The organism is Pseudomonas sp. fls2-241-R2A-110 (assembly GCF_030209165.1).
GTDB lineage: Bacteria > Pseudomonadota > Gammaproteobacteria > Pseudomonadales > Pseudomonadaceae > Aquipseudomonas.
This window is the reverse complement of sequence record NZ_JARVSN010000021.1, coordinates 151167-170176: the sequence shown is the minus strand read 5'-3', so window position 1 is coordinate 170176 and position 19010 is coordinate 151167. Positions and strand designations below refer to the sequence as shown.

Below are 19010 nucleotides of genomic sequence, written 5' to 3'. Positions count from 1 at the left end.
TCTGCACGCAATATTTGCGCCAAAATGTTTCAAAACCGTCTACCACGGTGATCTCGTCTTGACCGGACAGTCATCGCAAGTCATTGAGAATAATGGCAATTTGCCAGAACGTTACCCTGCGACTCACTTTAATGAGCGAGCTGGCGCACCGGAAACACACCCAAAAATCTCCTGACGCACAATAAACGTGCACAGGAGGAACGTTTGGCCGGTTAGCGCTTCCAACACCCCGCCAAAGCTGGCAACATCGCGCCCTTTTTTGGGACAGCCCCGCCCTTTTTATCAACAGGCAGGGTTCAAACGGCTGTTCGGTTGATAGCAGCGCGACAGTCTGCTGTACCGATGCGACAACCTGCCATACGCCACCCGTTTACCGCCCGAAGCGCTGTTGGCTGCCATTCAGACGCTATGCTAGCTTGGCCGCCTCGCCAGGAAGGCCACCAACAGCAGGAGCGAAACACTATGAGGAACGCACATGGCTGAGGCCACGCCCGCGCTTGAAATCCGCAACTTGCACAAACGCTACGGACAGCTTGAGGTGCTCAAAGGCATCTCGCTAACCGCCCGCGACGGCGACGTGATCTCGATCCTGGGTTCTTCCGGTTCCGGCAAGTCCACGTTCCTGCGTTGCATCAACCTGCTGGAAAATCCGCACCAGGGCCAGATCCTGGTAGCCGGCGAAGAACTCAAGCTCAAAGCCGCCAAAAATGGCGAACTGGTCGCAGCCGACGGCAAGCAGATCAATCGCCTGCGCAGCGAGATCGGTTTTGTATTTCAAAACTTCAATCTCTGGCCGCACATGAGCGTGCTCGACAACATCATCGAAGCGCCGCGCCGCGTACTCGGGCAAAGCAAGGCCGAAGCCATCGAAGTCGCCGAAGCCTTGCTGGCCAAGGTCGGCATCGCTGACAAACGCCATGCCTACCCGGCGCAACTGTCCGGCGGCCAGCAGCAACGCGCCGCCATCGCCCGCACGCTGGCGATGCAACCCAAGGTGATCCTGTTCGACGAACCCACCTCCGCCCTTGACCCGGAAATGGTCCAGGAAGTACTTAATGTCATCCGCGCACTGGCCGAAGAAGGCCGCACCATGCTGCTGGTCACCCATGAAATGGGCTTCGCCCGTCAGGTTTCCAGCGAGGTGGTGTTCCTCCACCAGGGCCTGGTAGAAGAGCAAGGATCGCCACAGCAGGTGTTCGATAACCCGCTTTCGGCACGCTGCAAACAATTCATGTCCAGCAACCGCTAACGGAGCTACCCGCATGCAGAACTACAAAAAGGTCTTCCTGGCCGCCGCCGTCACCCTGGCCTTCAGCGCCGGTGCCATGGCCGAAACCTTGAAGATGGGCATCGAAGCGGCCTACCCGCCGTTCAACAACAAAGATGCCAGTGGCAATGTCGTCGGCTTCGACAAAGAAATTGGCGACGCCCTGTGCGCCAAGATGAAAGTCGAGTGCACCGTGGTCACGTCCGACTGGGACGGCATCATCCCGGCCCTGAACGCCAAGAAGTTCGACTTCCTGATCTCCTCGATGTCGATCACCGACGAGCGCAAGCAAGCGGTGGACTTCACCGACCCGTACTACTCCAACAAGCTGCAATTCATCGCGCCAAAAGACAAAGAGTTCAAAACCGACAAGGAATCCCTGCAAGGCAAAGTGATCGGCGCACAACGTGCGACCCTCGCTGGCACCTGGATGGAAGACCACATGCCCGGCGTTGAAGTCAAACTCTACGACACCCAGGAAAACGCTTATCTGGACCTGACCTCCGGTCGTCTGGACGGCATCCTGGCGGACAAATACGTCAACTACGAGTGGCTGAAAAGCGACGCCGGCCGTTCGTATGAGTTCAAGGGCGATCCGGTGGAAGAAAGCGACAAGATCGGTATCGCTGTACGTAAAGGCGACACCTTGCGTACGAAGCTGAACCTGGCCCTGAAAGAAATCGTTGAAGACGGCACTTACAAGAAGATCAACGACAAGTACTTCCCGTTCAGCATCTATTGATTCTGACCTGCCGGACCGGCGCCGTGCCTTGACGGCGCCAGTCCCTGGCATTGCCTGCCGCGATTTGAAAAGAAATCCATGACTATCGATCTCTACGGATTCGGCCCGGCGCTCGCCGCTGGCGCGCTGATGACTGTGAAACTGGCACTCTCGGCCCTGTGCCTGGGGCTGGTGCTCGGTCTGCTCGGCGCCTTGGCCAAGACCTCCCCGTACAAGCCGTTGCAATGGCTTGGCGGCACTTATTCGACATTGGTTCGCGGCATCCCGGAATTGCTCTGGGTGCTGTTGATCTACTTCGGCACGGTCAACCTGATGCGTGCCCTGGGCGAGTTCTTCGGCAATCCCGACCTCGAACTGAATGCCTTCGCCGCCGGCGTGATTGCGCTGGGGCTGTGCTTTGGCGCGTACGCCACGGAAGTGTTTCGTGGCGCGATCCTGGCGATTCCCAAAGGGCACCGTGAAGCCGGCGTGGCCCTGGGCCTGTCGAAATTTCGCATCTTCACTCGACTGATCATGCCGCAGATGTGGCGCATCGCCCTGCCCGGCCTCGGCAACCTGTTCATGATCCTGATGAAGGACACCGCGCTGGTGTCGGTGATCGGCCTGGAAGAAATCATGCGTCACGCGCAAATCGGTGTGACCGTGTCCAAGCAACCGTTCACCTTCTATATGGTGGCCGCGTTCATGTACCTGGGCCTGACCGTGCTCGCCATGAGTGGCATGCACTTGATGGAAAAACGCGCCGCTCGCGGCTTCGCGAGGAGCACCCAATGAACTGGGAAATCATCATCAAATGGCTGCCGAAACTGGCCCAAGGTGCAACACTGACCTTGGAACTGGTGGCCATCGCCGTGATCGCCGGCTTACTGCTGGCAATTCCACTGGGCATCGCACGTTCGTCGCGTCTGTGGTGGGTGCGAGCATTTCCCTACGGCTACATCTTCTTTTTCCGTGGCACACCGTTGCTGGTTCAACTGTTCCTTGTCTATTACGGCTTGGCCCAGTTCGATGCGATCCGTAACAGCTCGATGTGGCCGTACCTGCGCGATCCGTTCTGGTGCGCCACCGCGACCATGACCCTGCACACGGCGGCGTACATCGCCGAGATCCTGCGCGGGGCGATTCAGGCGATCCCGCCGGGTGAGATCGAAGCGGCGCGGGCGCTGGGCATGTCCCGGGCCAAAGCACTGTTCTACATCATCCTGCCGCGTGCTGCGCGCATCGGCCTGCCGGCCTACAGCAACGAAGTGATCCTGATGCTCAAGGCCAGCGCCCTGGCCAGCACCGTGACCCTGCTGGAACTCACCGGCATGGCCCGCACCATCATTGCCCGGACCTACCTGCCAGTGGAGATCTTCTTCGCCGCGGGCATGTTCTATCTGCTGATGGCTTACGTGCTGGTGCGCGGCTTCAAGCTGCTGGAGCGCTGGTTGCGCGTCGATGCCTGCCAAGGGCGCTGATTCCCACGTGCTGACGGGCGAGGCCCTACTCGCCCGTTTCGCTGCGCTGGATGCTTTTCTGATTGAGCATCAGGCGCTGTGGAAACCTCGACCGTTTACTTATTTGCACCTTCCTTGGGAAGCGTCCTACCCGGAGTTGGCGCTTTGGCTACGCGGTCGGTCGCTGGAGGACGCGGAAAGCAGCCATAACGAACCGTGTTTGCTCGATGCGCCGCAGCCGTTTGCAACATTGGCGGCACTGTCGCTTGAGCTGAGTTCGGTGGGGGAACTGCCCGCTCATACACTAGAAGCCGCCGGGCACCGCTTGAATGTCGATGTGCCGGGCCGTAAGTGGCAGCAGATCGAAGCCTTCGCCAGTCGCTTGTCATTTGCCGCGCCACCGAAGCATTGGCTGGATTGGTGCTCGGGCAAGGGGCACTTGGGCCGACGCCTGCTGCAAACAGGGCAACAACTGACCTGCCTCGAATACGACCCGGCGCTGGTTGCCAGCGGCGAAGCGCTCAGCCAACGCCATCAACTGCATGCGCTGCATGTCGAACAGGATGTGCTCGCACCAGACGCGGCGTCTTTATTGAAGGCTGATCACACCCCCGTCGCACTGCATGCCTGTGGGGATCTGCACGTACGGTTGATCCAGCTGGCCAGTGCGGCGGGCTGTAAACAACTGGCCATCGCGCCGTGCTGCTACAACCGGATCAGTCTTGCTGCTTACCAGCCACTTTCCTCGGTCGGTTCGCGATCCGACCTACAACTATCCCTCGACGATCTCTCACTGCCGATGAGCGAAACCGTCACCGCTGGTGCACGTGTCAGACGTCAGCGCGACAGCTCCATGGCCCGGCGCCTGGGTTTCGACCTGCTGCAACGGCAACTGCGCGGCATTGACGAATATCTGCCGACCCCTTCCCTGCCCAGCGCCTGGCTGGATAAATCCTTTGCCGATTACTGCCATCATCTGGCCGCACTCAAAGAGTTATCCACAATCGGCCCGCAAGATTGGTCAGGACTGGAAGCCGCAGGCTGGCAACGCCTGGCCGAAGTGCGCAATCTGGAGCTGCTGCGCGGCCTTTTCCGACGCCCGCTGGAGCTTTGGCTGGTGCTTGATCGGGCACTTTTCCTAAGCGACCAGGGTTACACCGTTCGCCTCGGCACCTTCTGCGAAACCCCGCTCACGCCGCGCAATTTCCTGCTGCTGGCGGAACGTCCTTAAATAATCGCAGCCTGTGGATAACTCTGTTGATGAAATCATCGTGGATCCAAGATAACCGCCTGTTTCAGCGCTGAAACGCAGTGTTCATTTTTCGTACACATTGCTAAAAAAATCGAAAAAACAGGTATTTGCGGATAAATGAGAACGGCTCCACAAAAAGCGTAATGAAGGCAGCAAGCCACCGCGCCCGTTGTGCATAAGCGTTCAATGCAAAGGACATAAGTGCCTAATCCGGGACGCCACTGGCGGAAAATTGCGCCGCTTCGCCACTCTTGTTATACAAACAGCCAACAGCGCCGACAGCGCGGCCACGAACAAGAAAATCCGACCGACAGGATGCGACAGTGACGTTTATTTCCTACGCACAGAATTTCGAAGACATACGCCTGTGGCGCGCCCTCAAAACCGTTGAAAACGGCTTTTATATCGACGTCGGCGCCAACCACCCCACCCACGACTCCGTGACCAAAGCCTTCTACGACCGTGGCTGGACCGGCATCAACGTCGAACCGATGCCCAATTACTACGAAGCCCTGCGCCAGGAACGTCCCAAAGACACCAACCTGCAATGCGTGGCCGGCGAAAGCGCCAACGACCTGACCTTTTACGGCATCGCCGGCACCGGCCTCTCAACGCTCGACCCGACCATTGCGCAAATGCACAAAGACGCCGGCATGGACGTGCGCAGCCAGACCGTCCAGTCCCGCACCCTGACCTCCATCTGCGAAGAACACGCCCAAGGCCGCCCGATACATTTTCTGAAAATCGACGTCGAAGGCCACGAAGAAACCGTCCTGCGCGGCATGGACTTCACCCAGTGGCGGCCGTGGGTCATCCTCATCGAAACCCCATGGGACCGCGACCAGACCTGGGAAACCCTCGTCACCGGCGCCGGCTACCACTCCATCCTGTTCGACGGCATCAACACCTACTACCTCGCCGAAGAACACCTGAACCTCAAACCCGCCTTCGACATCCCGCCGTGCAACCTGGACGAGTTCCAGTTCTGCAAAGGCCACAACTTCAGCCACCCCGTCAGCGACGCCGAACACCAGCTCGCCGCCGCCCTGCAACGCGCCGAACAGGCCGAAGCACAGCTGCGCGCGATGCAAAATAGCCGAGCCTGGAAAGCCATTCAGAAACTCAAGAAAACCCTGCTTGGCGCCTGACTTGAAGGCTGCGTAAAAATAGTCTGAATTCAGGGGTTTACAGAACCAATCCAATCGCTATAATCGTCGCCCTAACACGCCGGTATAGCTCAGTTGGTAGAGCAACTGACTTGTAATCAGTAGGTCCCGGGTTCGACTCCTGGTGCCGGCACCATACAAAACAAAGCCCCTGCAGAAATGCAGGGGCTTTGTTGTTTTTGGAGATTGGAAATTATCGCCGCGTCTGCCTGATTAGAGCCCTGACCGCCATTCTTCAGCCAGTATTGCCCCCTCCCGTCGCTCGTTACAATTTCACATCAGCACGACGTTGCTGGTGTTCCTGACATACCTATAATGCACACCAACATACCCGCCAAGCCTAGGCTGACCCTGTCAGCAAGCTCAAATCGTGCGGGTTTTTTTCGACTCAAAAAAAAAGCCCTCGTAAAAATACGAGGGCTTTGTTGTTTCCGGTGTTTTGATTTTTATAAAGCAGGCACCAATCAATCAAACCCCATAGAAACCGAAAGCCCCTCCCAAGCATCAATCTCCCCCCGCAACCACGCAATCTTTCCCCGCACCAACCTCACCGCATCCTCCCCCAGCAACAAATGAACCGGCGGCTTTTCAGCAGCAACCAAAGTCAGCAACGCCTGCGCAGCCTTCTGCGGATCTCCAGCCTGCCTGCCACTCTTCTCTTCCCGATACTTGCGCACTGGATCGAACACCGCATCATAGTCACCCAAGGTGCGGCCGGATCGGATCATCGAGCGCCCCGCCCATTCGGTACGAAATGAGCCAGGTGCCACGGCGGTCACGTGGATGCCCAGGCTTTCGACTTCTTGGGCCAGCGCTTCGCTGATGCCTTCCAGGGCGAATTTGCTGCCGCTGTAGTAAGCGATGCCCGGTAAGGTGATGAAACCGGCCATGGAGGTGATGTTGACGATATGCCCGCTGCGCCGTTCACGCATGCCGGGTAGGACTGCTTTGATCATTGCCACTGCGCCAAACACGTTGACGTCGAACTGGCGCTGCATTTCGGCCAGTGGCGATTCCTCGAGAATGCCTTCGTGACCATAGCCAGCGTTGTTCACCAGCACGTCGATCTGCCCCACTTCGCGCAGGATGTCAGCCACCAGCGGTTCGATTGCCGGGAAATCGGTGACGTCGAGCACGAACGCTTTAGCCCGACGGGCGTCCAGCGCTTCGAATGCGGCACGTTCGGATTCGCGCCGCACCGTGCCAACCACCGTGTGCCCCGCCGCCAGCGCTGCTTGGGAAAAGGCCAGGCCGAAACCTGAACTGACTCCGGTGATCAGGAAAACCTTGTGAACGTGGGTGTTCATGCTGCGTTCTCCAATAAAAACGCCGTCGATAGTGATCGACGGCGCTGTGGACAAGCTAACTCTGGTCTTAGTGACCAGCGCTCTGGCCGCCATCGACGTGCAGGATTTCGCCGGTGACGAAGTTGGCGTTGTCCAGATACACAACCGCCTGAGCGATGTCGTTGATTTCGCCCATGTGGCCGACCGGGTGCAGACTGCCCAGCGCTGCATGGGTTTCTTCGCCGTGCATCGGGGTCTTGATGATGCCAGGGGAAACCGCGTTCACCCGAATCCCGCGCTTGGCGTACTCAATCGCCAGGGATTTGGTCGCTGCGTTCAAACCACCTTTGGTCAGCGAGGCCAGTACCGACGGCACACCGTCAATTGCGTGGTCTGTCAGGCTGGTGGTGATGTTAACGACGTGCCCTTTGCCTTGTTTTTCCATCTCGTTGATCGCGAGTTGGGTGATGTAGAAAAAGCCGTTCAGGTTCACCGACAGCACGTTGGCGTAGTCTTCGGCAGTGTACGCGGTGAACGGTTTGGCGATGAAGATACCGGCGTTGTTGACCAGCGTGTCGATGCGGCCAAAACGTGCGATGGCTTCACGGATGACTTGTTGTGCGACTTCCGGGTTGCCGATGTCGCCCGCCACGGTGAGGATGTCCGGGTCGGTGGACGGTTTGATCGAGCGCGAAGTGGCGACGACTTTGTAATCCAGTTCGCGGAAGGCTTTGACCATACCGGCGCCGAGGCCTTGGGATGCGCCAGTGATAACGATGACTTTTTTCGAATTGCTCATGATGAACCTCTACTAATTAATAATGGTTTGAAAAAGTAAGTAAAAATCAGGCTTCGGCGGGGGCCTTGGCCATTTGTCTCAACATCTGTTCGTAGTACTCGACCGACTGCGAACCGGACACCAGGTGACGGCCGTTCAGCACCATGGCCGGGACCGAATTGATGCCGCGCTGGCGGTAAAACGCTTCAAGTTCACGCACTTCTTTGGCGAACGCGCCGGACGCCAACACCTCTTGTGCGGTCGTCGCATCCAATCCCGCTTCAGCCGCCAGACGAACCAGCGTCTCGCGATCGCTCGGGTTCTGGCCGTCGGTGAAGTAAGCGCGGAGCAGGATTTTCTTGAGCGCGACCTGCCGCCCTTCCTGCAACGCCCACAACAGCAGTCGATGCGCATCGAACGTGTTGTAGAAGTGGGTACGCTTCTCCAGATCGAACTTGAAGCCGATGGCCGCGCCACGTTCGATCTGCATCGTTTTGCCGGCGGCGACGTCTGCGGCGGTGCGTCCATATTTGCGCATCAAATGCTCGACCGCTTTCTCACCGACCACCGGCATGTCCGGGTTCAACTCGAAAGGCTTGTAGGTCAGTTCCACCGAAATCTCACCGGCCACGTTCTCGATCGCTTGCTCCAGCGCCGTCGCGCCCAACGCGCACCACGGGCACACCACGTCGGAGATGAAATCGATTGAGACGGTCGCGGTCATGACTTGCCCTCCGCCTCAGCCAGCTGCTTTCGATACTTGGTGGTGGTGATGCCGGCATAGCCCCAGTTATCGGTGTCGACTTCTTCGATCACGATGTGGGTCAGGTGCGGATCCTTCTTCAGGACGCGTTCCAGGGTTTCAGTGATTTCGGCGATCACCTGAGCTTTCTGCTCAGAGGTAACGCCATCGCGAGTGATGCGTACGCTTACGAAAGGCATGAGGAATCTCCAATTGACCTTCCCTTCGGAATGAATGGGTCGGCGTTGGAGCTCAATGTATGGAGTTGGGTGGAGGGGATAAAGGTGGGGGCGGGAACATCATTAGTTACTTGGTGTAATGAGCTAGACGCGTATTTTTTGTACCCGACAACAATTTATTTGGCTCGAACGTTTAGCTATTTTTCAATTTCTGCGACACATATTTGATGTTATGTCGCTACCCGCAGCATGTAGGTAAAACTTCCTTTTCGCTCTGAAAATGGCGATTGGAGCGCCCTCAGGCCAGCTCCCAGTCTTTATGCTAAATTATGGCTGGCCAATAATTATGGCGTATCCATAAAAAGAGGTAATTGCATGAGCAGCATTTTTCAGCGCCCTGAACTGGCCGAAGAGATGGCGAATCAGCTCCTCAATCCGGGCGTTCTCGATGAAGGTTTACGCTCAGGTTTGTTTTTATCCGGCCTGCGCAGGACCGGTAAAACGACATTCCTGAGGAGCGACCTCATCCCTGCACTGGAAGAAGCCGGTGCTCTCGTCATTTACGTCGACCTGTGGAGTGACACGCTGGCCAATCCAGCGACATTGGTACATGACGCCATCCGTAAAACCCTGCAGGAGCTCCAAACACCAGGATCCGGCTTGCTCAAGCGTGTCAGCGGTGTTGATGTAGGCGCTGCGGGATTCAAATTTGGTTTCAAACTCGACAGCATCGGGAACTCAGGTGGGCCAACGCTGGCTCAGGCGCTGACAGAGGTTGTTGATCAAGCGAAAACCGACTTGGTGCTGATTATCGACGAAGTACAGCACGCCATTTCTTCCGACGATGGTAATCAGCTGCTTCTGGCACTCAAGGCGGCTCGTGATGCGATCAATCCCAGACCCAATACGCCAGGTTATTTTTTGTTTATTGGAACGGGATCGCACAGGGCGCAAGTCAGCGAACTGACGGCGAAGAGGAACCAGGCGTTTTCCGGGGCGACATCGACAGCCTATCCGGTGCTGAAAGGGGATTACGTTGAATACTTGCTTAACCGACTCGCTGCGACGGTGAAGAAAGAAAAACTACCTTCACTCGAAGTCGCCATTGACGCCTTCAATACCTTGGGAAACCGGCCCGAGGAAATGCTCAAAGCGTTGCGACAACTCATGCAGCAAGAAGGTAATCCTGATCTTTTCCTGCCTGTTATTGCCAGCACATTACGCTCGGCGGCGGCCAGCATCGAACTTGAAAAAGTGGAGCTGCTAGGTAGCCTGGCTCAGGCTATTTTCAACAAAATCGCGTCTACGAAAGGCGATGCCCGGGGTATTTTCTCCATCGATGCTGCGGCTGAGTACTCGAAGATTGTCGGGCGCGAGGTACGTGTTGAAGAGATTCAACCGGTGGTGATTGCGCTGGTCGCCGAGAACATCATCATGCGACGCGGGCATGGAATTTATGCAATTACGGACCAGTTTGTTCAGGAGATTTGGTTGGAAGAACGAGCGTTGATTGAAGCAAGCTAGTGTTTTCTAAGCTGTTGCCGTCGATTGGGGGAGTGTCAGTTTTTTTGTGTGCGGGCCGGTAACGGCCTGCCGTAGGGCAAGCTCTCATTTCACCAGTTCAACCTGGTAAATCGATCTCCATAAAGAATCGCAAACTGATTCATCGCTGTCTTCCAGTCGTGCGCGCTTTTGCTTGTTCGCCGGTTTCGCCATCAGCATCCCTCAGCATTTCGTCTATCGAATCGAACTGCTGGCGAATATTTCGTGCTTCCATCATGGCGCGGGCTGTCTTCTCCGACGGGACGCGTACCTCAAAAGGGAGCCCCTGAGTCGCAACAACCTGACGGAGAAATAGACGCATGGCATCACTGATGCTCAGGCCGCACGCGCTCAAGACTTCAGTTGCACGCATCTTCAAATCCTCATCAATGCGGCAACGCACATCAGTGGTTTTCAGCAATACACCCATAAAAACGTCCTCACCGTTATTTTGTAGCTACATTGGCGCTACCTCTGCATTGTGGTCGAGCGTACCGTTTTCGGTCAATGTCGAGTTGATAAGCGGAGTCATAGACTGGATTGTCATGTGCCATTTCAGCTGTTTCCGCAGACGCTAACTATCAGCTCGATCCCCATTTTTTTAGAGATACGTCCGAAGACAACGCAGGAAATAATCCCCAGCGCTGTGAGTTTCAAACCCAAAAAAAATGCCCAAGCCTCTCGGCCTGAGCATTTTTTTGACCCTGATCACCCACCCTTCCCGAAAAACCTCGACTCTATGTAAGCCTCCAGCCATCGGACGCAGCATCATTTCGCTACTAAACTCGGGACAAGCGTGTTCATGTGCAGGATTATAGCCAGCACGTATCGCCCAACCGGCGGCCAGGTACTCAACAATAGCCAGCCCACATTAGAGGGCATTACCCAATGGATAGCAGAACCCTACGCAACCTTATGCGCATTGTTCAAACCGGCTCCTTGTCGGCGGCAGCAGAGCATTCGTGTTTAACCGTGCAGGCATTGGCTGCGCAGTTGAACAAGGTCGAAGAACAGTTTGGTTTCAGGTTATTTCGTCGCTCCAACAAGGGATTGACCTTGACCACGCAAGGCACGGAACTCACGCCTTATATGGACAAGGTGTTGGTTGCCACGCGGCAACTTGAGGAAAAAGTGGCGGCATTGAAGGTGCCCGGGCAGCGCACGCTCAAGGTGGCGCTGAACACCACGCTGTCGGGAGACTTCAATCGACGCATGATCGGCCGCCTGATTGAGGTGTTCCCCGACTATCAGCTGGAATTCAGCTACGCCGAGTCGATGGAAAACCTCAGCAAGCTGAAGAACGAAGACTTCGACCTGGCCGTGTTGATCGGCCCGCAGCAGCCGGGGTTGCCGAGCATTATCCTGCCCGAGGTCCAGGTGCAGGTGGTCGGTGCACATTGCGGTCAGGAAAATGACCCGCTGGTGTTGCTTGGCAACAAGTTTCAGGTGCGTCCGGCGGATGATTGTCCGTATTCCCACAGCTTCTTGCGCTTTCTCGACGCCGGTCTTGGCAATTACGAGTCGGGCAAGCGGATGGTCTATTCCTGCAGCGAAACCCTGACACTGTCGTTGATTACGCAAATGGATGGCCTCGGCATGGTCTCGCGTGATGCGGCCCAACGTAACGGCTTGACCATTTTCCCCGGTTTCGAGGATGCCCTCGAAGTACGGCTGGCGATCAATAACCCTGAGTTGTCGGGCCAGGCCTTGCACGATGTGGTCGACCTGCCGCTACATGAACGAGCCGAGCGCAATGTACGCAGCCGTTCCCAGCGCAACGGAGAGAAAGAGGTTTTTGCTGAAATACGCACATAACAACGTCGGAATCGCGGCATAAAATTCCGGGCGATCGAGCTGCACGTGCTGATCCTTGATCAACAACGGCGTAACGCTGATTGCAGCGACGATCGCCACCGGCAGGTATTCCAGCGCCCGGGCGACGAAGGGCGGCCAATGATCGGTGTTCACTTGCAGCGGCAATGCGCGTGGCAAGAAGGTCACCGCCATCATCAGCGCGACGACCAGAATCAGGAACGTTTGGTCAGGCATACGCCCACTCCACAGCCGACGAAAGTGGCGGTAAACACGTTAAACGGCGAACTGCCGACCAGGCTCAGCGCGCCCATGCAGGCGACAGCGGCCAGTGCGGCGATGAGTTTGTTGCGCGTGTTGCACAGCGACACCAGCACGTAGAGCATCATCGCGGTCAGCGCGTAGTCGAGCTGATATTTGATCAAGTGCGCCGCGTACTGTGCGCAAATCGCCCCCAGCAAACCGCCGAGCACCCACGAGGTGTGGCAATACAGATTGAAACCGATCAGGTAACGCACGTTGACCGGCGAGCCCTTGCCCAGTTTGACGCTGTGGAAAGCGAACGATTCATCGGTCAGCCCGCCCGCGTAACACCAGCGCTCAAGCCGGCTGAGCCCCATCGCCTGCAACGCCTTGGCCATGTAGACCGACATCAGCATGTGCCGCGCGTTGATCAGAAACGTGGTGAGGATGATGGTGGTCAGCGAAGCGCCGCTGGAAATCAACGCCAGGGCGGCAAACTGCGAAGCGCCGGCATAGACAAACAGGCACATGGCAACGGGCAGCCATACGGGCAACCCGGCATTCACCGCCATCAAACCGAAGACAAACGACACCGTGAAGTAACCCGCAACCACAGGGCTTGCTTCGGCGAAGGTGCGCGAAGCGTGCGGCTCGACCATCAGCGGCGGGCTGCTGGACGTCTCATTCATAGGTCCCTCTCAAATGTTCTTTCGCCGCGCGGTTCGCAAAAACCCTGGGCACTCCAAAAGCGTTGGCCGGCAAGGTTAGCATCGTCGACAAACAGGAACATGCGCAGCACGCCCACGCGTTTCATGTCGGCCGAAGCGGCTTCGACCAGTCGCTGGCCGACGCCCTGGCTGCGATACTCCGGGCTCACTGCCAAGTGGTTGATCGTGCCCCGACTGCCGAGCATTCCGCCCAGCACCGCGCCGACGATTTCGCCACTGACATCCAATGCGATAAACGCGGTGGTGGTCTTCTGCACCAGCACACCGCGCAGGCATTTGGCGTCCTGCCATTCACAGAAAGAGACTTCTTCGAATTGCCGAAAGAAGCGTTCCAGGCGCTGTGCATCCTTTGCCGTGGTGCGCCGCAGCATCACCGGTGCAGGGCACTCGGCGAGGCTGGTCACGGTGTTGTACTGTTCAGCGAACAATGTCGAAAGCGGTCCCGGGCCGCGAGAAAGAGATCGCCAGAATCTGCCGGTACGCCAAGTCGTGAGAATGGGTATTGCGGGCAGGGGTCACGTAGTGACGCATATCGCGATCGAGAAAGTAGGTGGTGTCGAGGATTTCCTGATAAGTCGTCGAGGCCAGGTGCTCTTGATTATCGGTGTCGTACAAACGGCTCTCTGCGCCGTCTACATTATTGCGTCCCCAGAAGTGCACGCCGCTGAACGGATAACCGTCGCAGTGAATCCCTTCCGGGGTGATTTCCACTTGTTTGCCTGGCTTGATCTCGATGCGGATCTGATGAATCTGGCATTGCCAGATTTCGTCGTGCAACTCCGGCGGCAAGACGTTCTTGTACACCTCGAAATCCGTATCGATCAGGCTGCGCATCACCGGCGAATTGATAATTTCTTCGGAGAAGTCCTGGAAGTGCCGAACCATTCCGCCAACATAACTGTTGTTGGCTTTGGACTGGATATAGGCGCGGTGCTCAAGCTGCTTCAGGTCGCGGGTGACCGGGTTGTATTCAAAATCGCTGTAGCGACGATAGCGCATGCCCGCCTCGGCCTGACCGTAGTAGCTGTCCGGCTCCATGTTTTCCCAACTTCTGGTCAGTCTGACGAAATCATTGAAATGACCGTAGAGATTGAAGTCAGCACCCCGGACATTGGCATATTTGTCACGCCGTAGAAATTCGCCCACTTCTTTGTTCAATACGATCATTTTCAAAATCTCCGTGCATTTAGCAGCCTAATCTAGAGAGCACAGGATTTACGTCCATGAGAAAGAATTTGAGGCATATCAAGCGCTGCTTGAAACGGAGCATGACGTTGCTCAAATTCGACTTTTCATGATCGAAAATGACCGTTTTATGCGTTTTTCGACGGTTCTCAGTCAAAAAAAACCCCGAACCAGTCGGGGTTTTTTTTGAGTAAAAAACTCAATCGATCATCAGAAGATGTTGATCGGGTAATCCACGAACACACGCACTTCGTTACCGCTGACGTTGTACTCGCTGGATTTCTGCGACACGCGCAGGATCGAGCTGCGCAGTTTCACGCTCAGGTCTTTGGCCGGACCGCTCTGTACGACGTACTTGAACTGGTTGAAAATTTCGCGCTCGGTGCCGCCGTCGCTGGTGGAGGTGGTGATGTTGTCACCGCGCACGTACGCGACGTTATAGCTCAGGCCTGGAACACCGAAGGTGCCGAAGTCCAGACCATAGCCCAGTTGCCAGCTGCGTTCGTCTTCGGCGTTGAAGTCGGACCAGTAGGAGTTAGCCAGCAAGATCGTATTGCCACCGTCGCCGACGCGGCCTTGATCTTTCTGGTAACCGCCATACGGGTAGCCCAGGTTGCTGTCGCCGGTGCTGCGCTGGTGAGCGAGCGTGAACGAGTGCGGGCCGGTGACGAAGGTCGCTGCCAGGCTCCAGATCTTGTTGTCGTCACCGGTCGCGCCGCTCTCGCGGACGTAGGAATCATCCAGCTTGGTGCGGTAGCCGTTGAAGTCCAGGGTCAGTGATTGATCCTTGTCGATCGGGAACACGTAGTTGGCGTTCACGTACTGCTTGTTCAGCACGTCTTCGACATCGGAGGCGTACAGCGCAGCCTTGAATTGTTCAGTGAACTGGTAGCTGCCGCCCAATACATTGATCGACTTCAAGCCACCGCTGTCACGGCCTTCAGCGCTTTTACGCGATTCGGCGGTGAAGCGACCGGCGTTCAGTTCCAGGCCTTTGATCTCCCGGGAGGTGATCAAGGTGCCGGTGTAGCTTTCCGGCAGCAGGCGCGAGTTGTCGTAGTTCAGAACCGGCAGGACCGGCATCTGATCGCCGTAGGTCAGCGTGGTGCTGGAGAGACGGAATTTGACCGCTGCGCCGCCCTTGGACAGGTCGTCAGCCGCGTTACCGCTGTCGCCCTTTTTAAAGAAATCGATACCTTGAGCGCCGGTGCGACCTTTGCCGCCATCCAGGCGCAGCGCGTACAGACCGAAGGCGTCCACACCCACACCGACGGTGCCTTGGGTGAAGCCGGACGAGAACGTGCCGATGGCCGCTTGGCCCCACTCGGCTTTGTCGGCCCGACCGTCTTTGTAGTCACGATTGATGTAGACATTGCGCAGCAGCACGTTGAGGCTGCTGTCTTCAACGAAGCCCTTGGATTGGGACTGATCGTCCGCCAAGGCCTGTGTAGCGCTCAACATCCCCAGAGCGATCAGGCTGATTCGCTTGTTCAACATTTTGTTTTTTTCCTTAAGACCGGTTGAAACGCACTGTGTCGAACGGCTGAAACGGCGCTATCGCACTCTTTTTTCACCCCTAAAACAAAAGGCCCGCCCACGAGCGAGTCGGGGCGGGCCTTTTTATTGTTTTGTCAGTCATGGCGGTTAGCCACAGGCGTTGGGCGCGATCGTAGCCGCGCCCCGAACACTGTGTCAATTTGATGAAAGGCCTATAGACGGCAACTTGCAGACTCTGAATATCGCTGATCCGGCGCGGCCAGAAATACTATTTCACACCAATCCCCTGTGGGAGCGAGCCTGCTCGCGATGGCGGCCGAACAGCCAACTTTAATGTGAACTGATCCGCCGCTATCGCGAGCAGGCTCACTCCCACAAAGTAATCGGCGGTGGTCACTAAAAACCTTCGCCCATAAAAAAAGCGCCGCCTTCCCGGCAGCGCTTTTAGCAATCCTTTGTTTATTCTTCTTATCCTTCCATCACATCCCACAACGCGTCCAGTTCTGCCTCGCTGAATAAACCAGCAGGGTAGCGCTCGATCATCATCCGGCGCGGATCAGGTTTTCTGATCTGACGCGTTCCATTGGACTTCAACCAGTGCGCCAGAACCTGGAGCGATTCGCTATTAATTGCCAGGGGATGCAACGCCCGCTCGCTCACTACGTTCATTTCGGCGTTCATTTCAGCGCTCTCTCCTGGTTCGTGAGCGGCTAACTTATCCAAGGTTTATGACAGAACATCGAAGTTCGCCCCCCTCCCTGTTTCACCTCTTGGGGGATACAAGAGCTGTGCCAATGTTTCTGAGGTGTCGACAAGTGGATACAAAGAAGCCCGCAGTCCTGTCGGGCTGCGGGCTTGCTGATGAACGCCGTTGCTTAAGCTGAGCGTGAGCGGTTTTTCAATCGACTCAAGCTGTTACAACCCCACTCACTCCTTGTGCGGTGCCGGCTGTTGTTGGGTAAGGCAGTGGATGTTACCGCCCCCCAGTAACAGTTCGCGGCCCGGCACCATCACTACTTCGTGCTGTGGGAACAGCGACTGCAAAATCTCCTTGGCCGGACCGTCCAGCGGATCGTCAAAGCTTGGCGCGATGATGCCGCCGTTGACGATCAGAAAGTTCACGTAGGAACCGGCCAGACGAACGGTCGGATTGCGTTCCTGAGTGCCGTCCACCGGATCGACGCCGGCGCACTCTTCCTCGGTCGCATACAGCGGCCCCGGAATTGGCATCTTGTGCACCGTAAATGGGCGCCCCTTGGCGTCGGTGCTGCTTTCCAGCACCTTCATCGCGGCCTGACAGCGCGGGTAATTCGGGTCTTGCGGATCATCAGTCCAGGCCAGCAATACTTCGCCTGGACGCACGTAGCAGCAGAAGTTATCCACATGACCGTCGGTTTCGTCGTTGAACAAGCCGTCCGGTAGCCAGATTATTTTATCCACAGCCAGATTCGCGCTGAGCACCGCCTCGATTTCTGCACGGTTCATGTGCGGGTTGCGATTGCGGTTAAGCAGGCATTCTTCGGTGGTGATCAGGGTGCCTTCACCGTCGACGTGAATCGAACCGCCTTCGAGCACGAAACCCTCGGTGCGGTAGCGCGGGCTGCGTTCGATCTCAAGGATCTTGCCGCCGACTTGCGAATCGCGATTCCAAGGCGAATACAAGCCGCCGTCAAAACCGCCCCACGAATTGAAGTCCCAGTTCACGCCACGGACTTCGCCACTGTTATTGATGACGAAGGTCGGGCCGGTGTCACGAACCCAGGCATCGTCGCTGGACATTTCGACCACGCGAATATTCGGCACGTCGAGACGGGCGCGAGCGTTTTCGTACTGACCGGCGGAAACCGCCACGGTCACCGGCTCGAAACGCGCGATGGCCTTGGCTACCGCCACGTGAGCGGCTTGCGCGGGTTTGCCACCCAGGCGCCAGTTGTCCGGGCGCTCGGGCCAGATCATCCAGGTCTGTGTTTGCGCTGCCCATTCGGCGGGCATGTAGAAGCCGTCGGCGCGAGGGGTGCTGTTTAAAGTGGTCATGCGGTCAGGACTCCAGGGAACCGTCGAGGGTCTTTAGTGTGCCATACAGGTTCGGGCGACGATCACGGAACGAACCCCACGCGCTGCGAATGTGTTCCAGTTCGTCGAGGTCGAAGCTATGAACCAGCACGCCCTCTTCGATCTTGTCGAGCTCCTGGACCTTCTCGCCGAACTGGTTGGCGATGAACGACGAGCCGTAGAACGTGATGTCGTAGCCGTCCTGCTCTTCGTTGCCGATGCGATTGCTGGCGATCAGCGGCATCAGGTTGGCGCCAGCATGGCCTTGTTGTACGCGCTGCCAGTGGTCACGGGACGAAATGGTCTTGTCGTGCGGCTCGCTGCCGATGGCGGTCGGGTAGAACAGGATTTCCGCGCCGAGCAACGCCATGCTGCGGGCGCACTCAGGGAACCACTGGTCCCAGCAGATGCCCACGCCGATTTTCGCGTAACGGGTGTTCCAGACTTTGAAGCCGGTATCGCCCGGATTGAAATAATACTTCTCGTGATAGCCAGGGCCGTCAGGGATGTGGCTTTTACGATAAATCCCGAGGTTGCTGCCATCGGCATCGATGATCGCGATGCTGTTGAAACGGGCACGACCGGCCAGTTCGTAAAAGCTGATCGGCAGCACGACTTGCAGTTCTTTGGCGACTTTCTGGAAATGCTTGATGGCGACGTTGTCTGCAACCGTGGTGGCCAACTGCAGATAATCCGGGTTCGGCTTCTGGCAGAAGTACGGGGCCTCGAACAGCTCCTGGATCAGGATGATCTGCGCGCCTTTGGCTGCAGCCTCACGGACCAGTCTTTCGGCGGTCTCGATGTTGGCTTCAAGGTCCCAGGAACAGGCCATCTGGGTGGCGGCAACGGTAACGATACGACTCATGAATCATCTCCGGGCAAGTGCTTAACGTTGGCAGTGACGACTTTATAGCCGATAAATATCGGCTTTAAAAGCGATCAATCTTCCATCTGTCTATTTTTAAGCACTTAACACCGATAACAATCGAATTAACACAGAGCCCTTGTGGGAGTGAGCCTGCTCGCGATAGCGGTGGGTCAGTCGATACACATGTTGAATGTACAACCGCCATCGTGAGCAGGCTCGCTCCGACAGGGAT

General features: G+C 56.9%; 21 protein-coding genes and 1 tRNA gene. 9 read left to right on the top strand and 13 right to left on the bottom strand.

What is annotated here, in order from left to right; all coding sequences use genetic code 11:
* Positions 1–475: 475 nt before the first annotated feature.
* The 7 genes from QRN31_RS17785 (at position 476) to QRN31_RS17755 (ending at position 6002) form a co-directional block, all read left to right on the top strand.
* Complete coding sequence (locus tag QRN31_RS17785) at positions 476–1249, top strand: ABC transporter ATP-binding protein (RefSeq protein WP_027922189.1); 774 nt, start codon at positions 476–478, stop codon at positions 1247–1249.
* A gap of 13 nt (positions 1250–1262) precedes the next feature.
* The gene (locus QRN31_RS17780; protein ID WP_222589371.1) at positions 1263–2009 is read left to right on the top strand and encodes an ABC transporter substrate-binding protein; all 747 of its coding nucleotides are present in this window, start codon (positions 1263–1265) and stop codon (positions 2007–2009) included.
* 78 nt (positions 2010–2087) lie between these two features.
* Positions 2088–2783: an ABC transporter permease gene (locus tag QRN31_RS17775; RefSeq protein WP_090176818.1), complete on the top strand. Its 696-nt coding sequence runs from the start codon at positions 2088–2090 to the stop codon at positions 2781–2783.
* A complete protein-coding gene (locus tag QRN31_RS17770) occupies positions 2780–3469 on the top strand; it encodes an ABC transporter permease (protein ID WP_208670505.1) in 690 nt (229 codons plus the stop codon). The genes QRN31_RS17775 and QRN31_RS17770 overlap by 4 nt, the downstream gene beginning before the upstream one ends.
* Positions 3450–4679: a methyltransferase gene (locus tag QRN31_RS17765; RefSeq protein ID WP_285433453.1), complete on the top strand. Its 1230-nt coding sequence runs from the start codon at positions 3450–3452 to the stop codon at positions 4677–4679. Before QRN31_RS17770 ends, QRN31_RS17765 begins: the two co-directional genes overlap by 20 nt.
* Before the next feature lie 344 nt (positions 4680–5023).
* On the top strand, positions 5024–5848 hold the full coding sequence (locus tag QRN31_RS17760) for an FkbM family methyltransferase (RefSeq protein ID WP_285433452.1): 825 nt from the start codon (positions 5024–5026) through the stop codon (positions 5846–5848).
* A 78-nt stretch (positions 5849–5926) separates the two neighbouring features.
* A tRNA-Thr gene (locus QRN31_RS17755) sits at positions 5927–6002 on the top strand.
* Between the two features lie 328 nt (positions 6003–6330).
* On the opposite strand, the gene QRN31_RS17750 is transcribed toward QRN31_RS17755, so the two are convergent.
* The 4 genes from QRN31_RS17750 to QRN31_RS17735 form a co-directional block, all read right to left on the bottom strand.
* Positions 6331–7173 (bottom strand): oxidoreductase, encoded by an 843-nt coding sequence (locus tag QRN31_RS17750; protein ID WP_285433450.1) that lies wholly within the window; start codon positions 7171–7173, stop codon positions 6331–6333.
* Positions 7174–7240: 67 nt separating this feature from the next.
* Positions 7241–7951: an SDR family NAD(P)-dependent oxidoreductase gene (locus tag QRN31_RS17745; RefSeq protein ID WP_285433448.1), complete on the bottom strand. Its 711-nt coding sequence runs from the start codon at positions 7949–7951 to the stop codon at positions 7241–7243.
* Between the two features lie 46 nt (positions 7952–7997).
* A complete protein-coding gene (locus QRN31_RS17740; RefSeq protein ID WP_285433446.1) occupies positions 7998–8654 on the bottom strand; it encodes a DsbA family oxidoreductase in 657 nt (218 codons plus the stop codon).
* Positions 8651–8872, bottom strand: a complete 222-nt coding sequence (locus QRN31_RS17735) for a tautomerase family protein (protein WP_027922199.1) — start codon at positions 8870–8872, stop codon at positions 8651–8653. The genes QRN31_RS17740 and QRN31_RS17735 overlap by 4 nt, the downstream gene beginning before the upstream one ends.
* Positions 8873–9226: 354 nt before the next feature.
* Here QRN31_RS17735 and QRN31_RS17730 point away from each other — a divergent pair, with 354 nt between their 5' ends.
* Positions 9227–10375 (top strand): AAA family ATPase, encoded by a 1149-nt coding sequence (locus QRN31_RS17730; protein ID WP_285433444.1) that lies wholly within the window; start codon positions 9227–9229, stop codon positions 10373–10375.
* 139 nt (positions 10376–10514) lie between these two features.
* Here the strand turns inward: QRN31_RS17730 and QRN31_RS17725 are convergent, their stop codons facing one another.
* On the bottom strand, positions 10515–10823 hold the full coding sequence (locus QRN31_RS17725; RefSeq protein WP_285433442.1) for a type II toxin-antitoxin system RelB/DinJ family antitoxin: 309 nt from the start codon (positions 10821–10823) through the stop codon (positions 10515–10517).
* Between the two features lie 458 nt (positions 10824–11281).
* On the opposite strand from QRN31_RS17725, the gene QRN31_RS17720 reads away from it, so the two are divergent.
* Complete coding sequence (locus tag QRN31_RS17720) at positions 11282–12208, top strand: LysR family transcriptional regulator (protein ID WP_090176870.1); 927 nt, start codon at positions 11282–11284, stop codon at positions 12206–12208.
* Here the strand turns inward: QRN31_RS17720 and QRN31_RS17715 are convergent.
* The 8 genes from QRN31_RS17715 to aguB all read right to left on the bottom strand — a co-directional run bounded on the left by QRN31_RS17715 (position 12125) and on the right by aguB (position 18775).
* Positions 12125–12442 carry an AzlD domain-containing protein gene (locus tag QRN31_RS17715; RefSeq protein WP_222589356.1) on the bottom strand — a complete coding sequence of 106 codons (318 nt, stop codon included), beginning with the start codon at positions 12440–12442 and terminating at the stop codon, positions 12125–12127. The genes QRN31_RS17720 and QRN31_RS17715 overlap by 84 nt on opposite strands.
* Positions 12421–13137: an AzlC family ABC transporter permease gene (locus QRN31_RS17710; protein WP_208670518.1), complete on the bottom strand. Its 717-nt coding sequence runs from the start codon at positions 13135–13137 to the stop codon at positions 12421–12423. The genes QRN31_RS17715 and QRN31_RS17710 overlap by 22 nt, the downstream gene beginning before the upstream one ends.
* Positions 13134–13547 carry a GNAT family N-acetyltransferase gene (locus QRN31_RS17705; protein ID WP_259157498.1) on the bottom strand — a complete coding sequence of 138 codons (414 nt, stop codon included), beginning with the start codon at positions 13545–13547 and terminating at the stop codon, positions 13134–13136. The genes QRN31_RS17710 and QRN31_RS17705 overlap by 4 nt, the downstream gene beginning before the upstream one ends.
* 46 nt (positions 13548–13593) lie before the next feature.
* Complete coding sequence (locus tag QRN31_RS17700) at positions 13594–14343, bottom strand: 2OG-Fe dioxygenase family protein (protein WP_285433440.1); 750 nt, start codon at positions 14341–14343, stop codon at positions 13594–13596.
* 228 nt (positions 14344–14571) lie between these two features.
* Positions 14572–15858, bottom strand: coding sequence for an OprD family porin (locus QRN31_RS17695; RefSeq protein WP_285433438.1), 1287 nt, complete (start codon positions 15856–15858; stop codon positions 14572–14574).
* Between the two features lie 468 nt (positions 15859–16326).
* On the bottom strand, positions 16327–16539 hold the full coding sequence (locus tag QRN31_RS17690) for a hypothetical protein (RefSeq protein WP_222589352.1): 213 nt from the start codon (positions 16537–16539) through the stop codon (positions 16327–16329).
* Between the two features lie 246 nt (positions 16540–16785).
* Positions 16786–17892: an agmatine deiminase gene (gene aguA, locus QRN31_RS17685; protein ID WP_285433436.1), complete on the bottom strand. Its 1107-nt coding sequence runs from the start codon at positions 17890–17892 to the stop codon at positions 16786–16788.
* A gap of 4 nt (positions 17893–17896) precedes the next feature.
* Positions 17897–18775 (bottom strand): N-carbamoylputrescine amidase, encoded by an 879-nt coding sequence (aguB, locus tag QRN31_RS17680; protein ID WP_285433434.1) that lies wholly within the window; start codon positions 18773–18775, stop codon positions 17897–17899.
* Between the last annotated feature and the right edge of the window lie 235 nt (positions 18776–19010).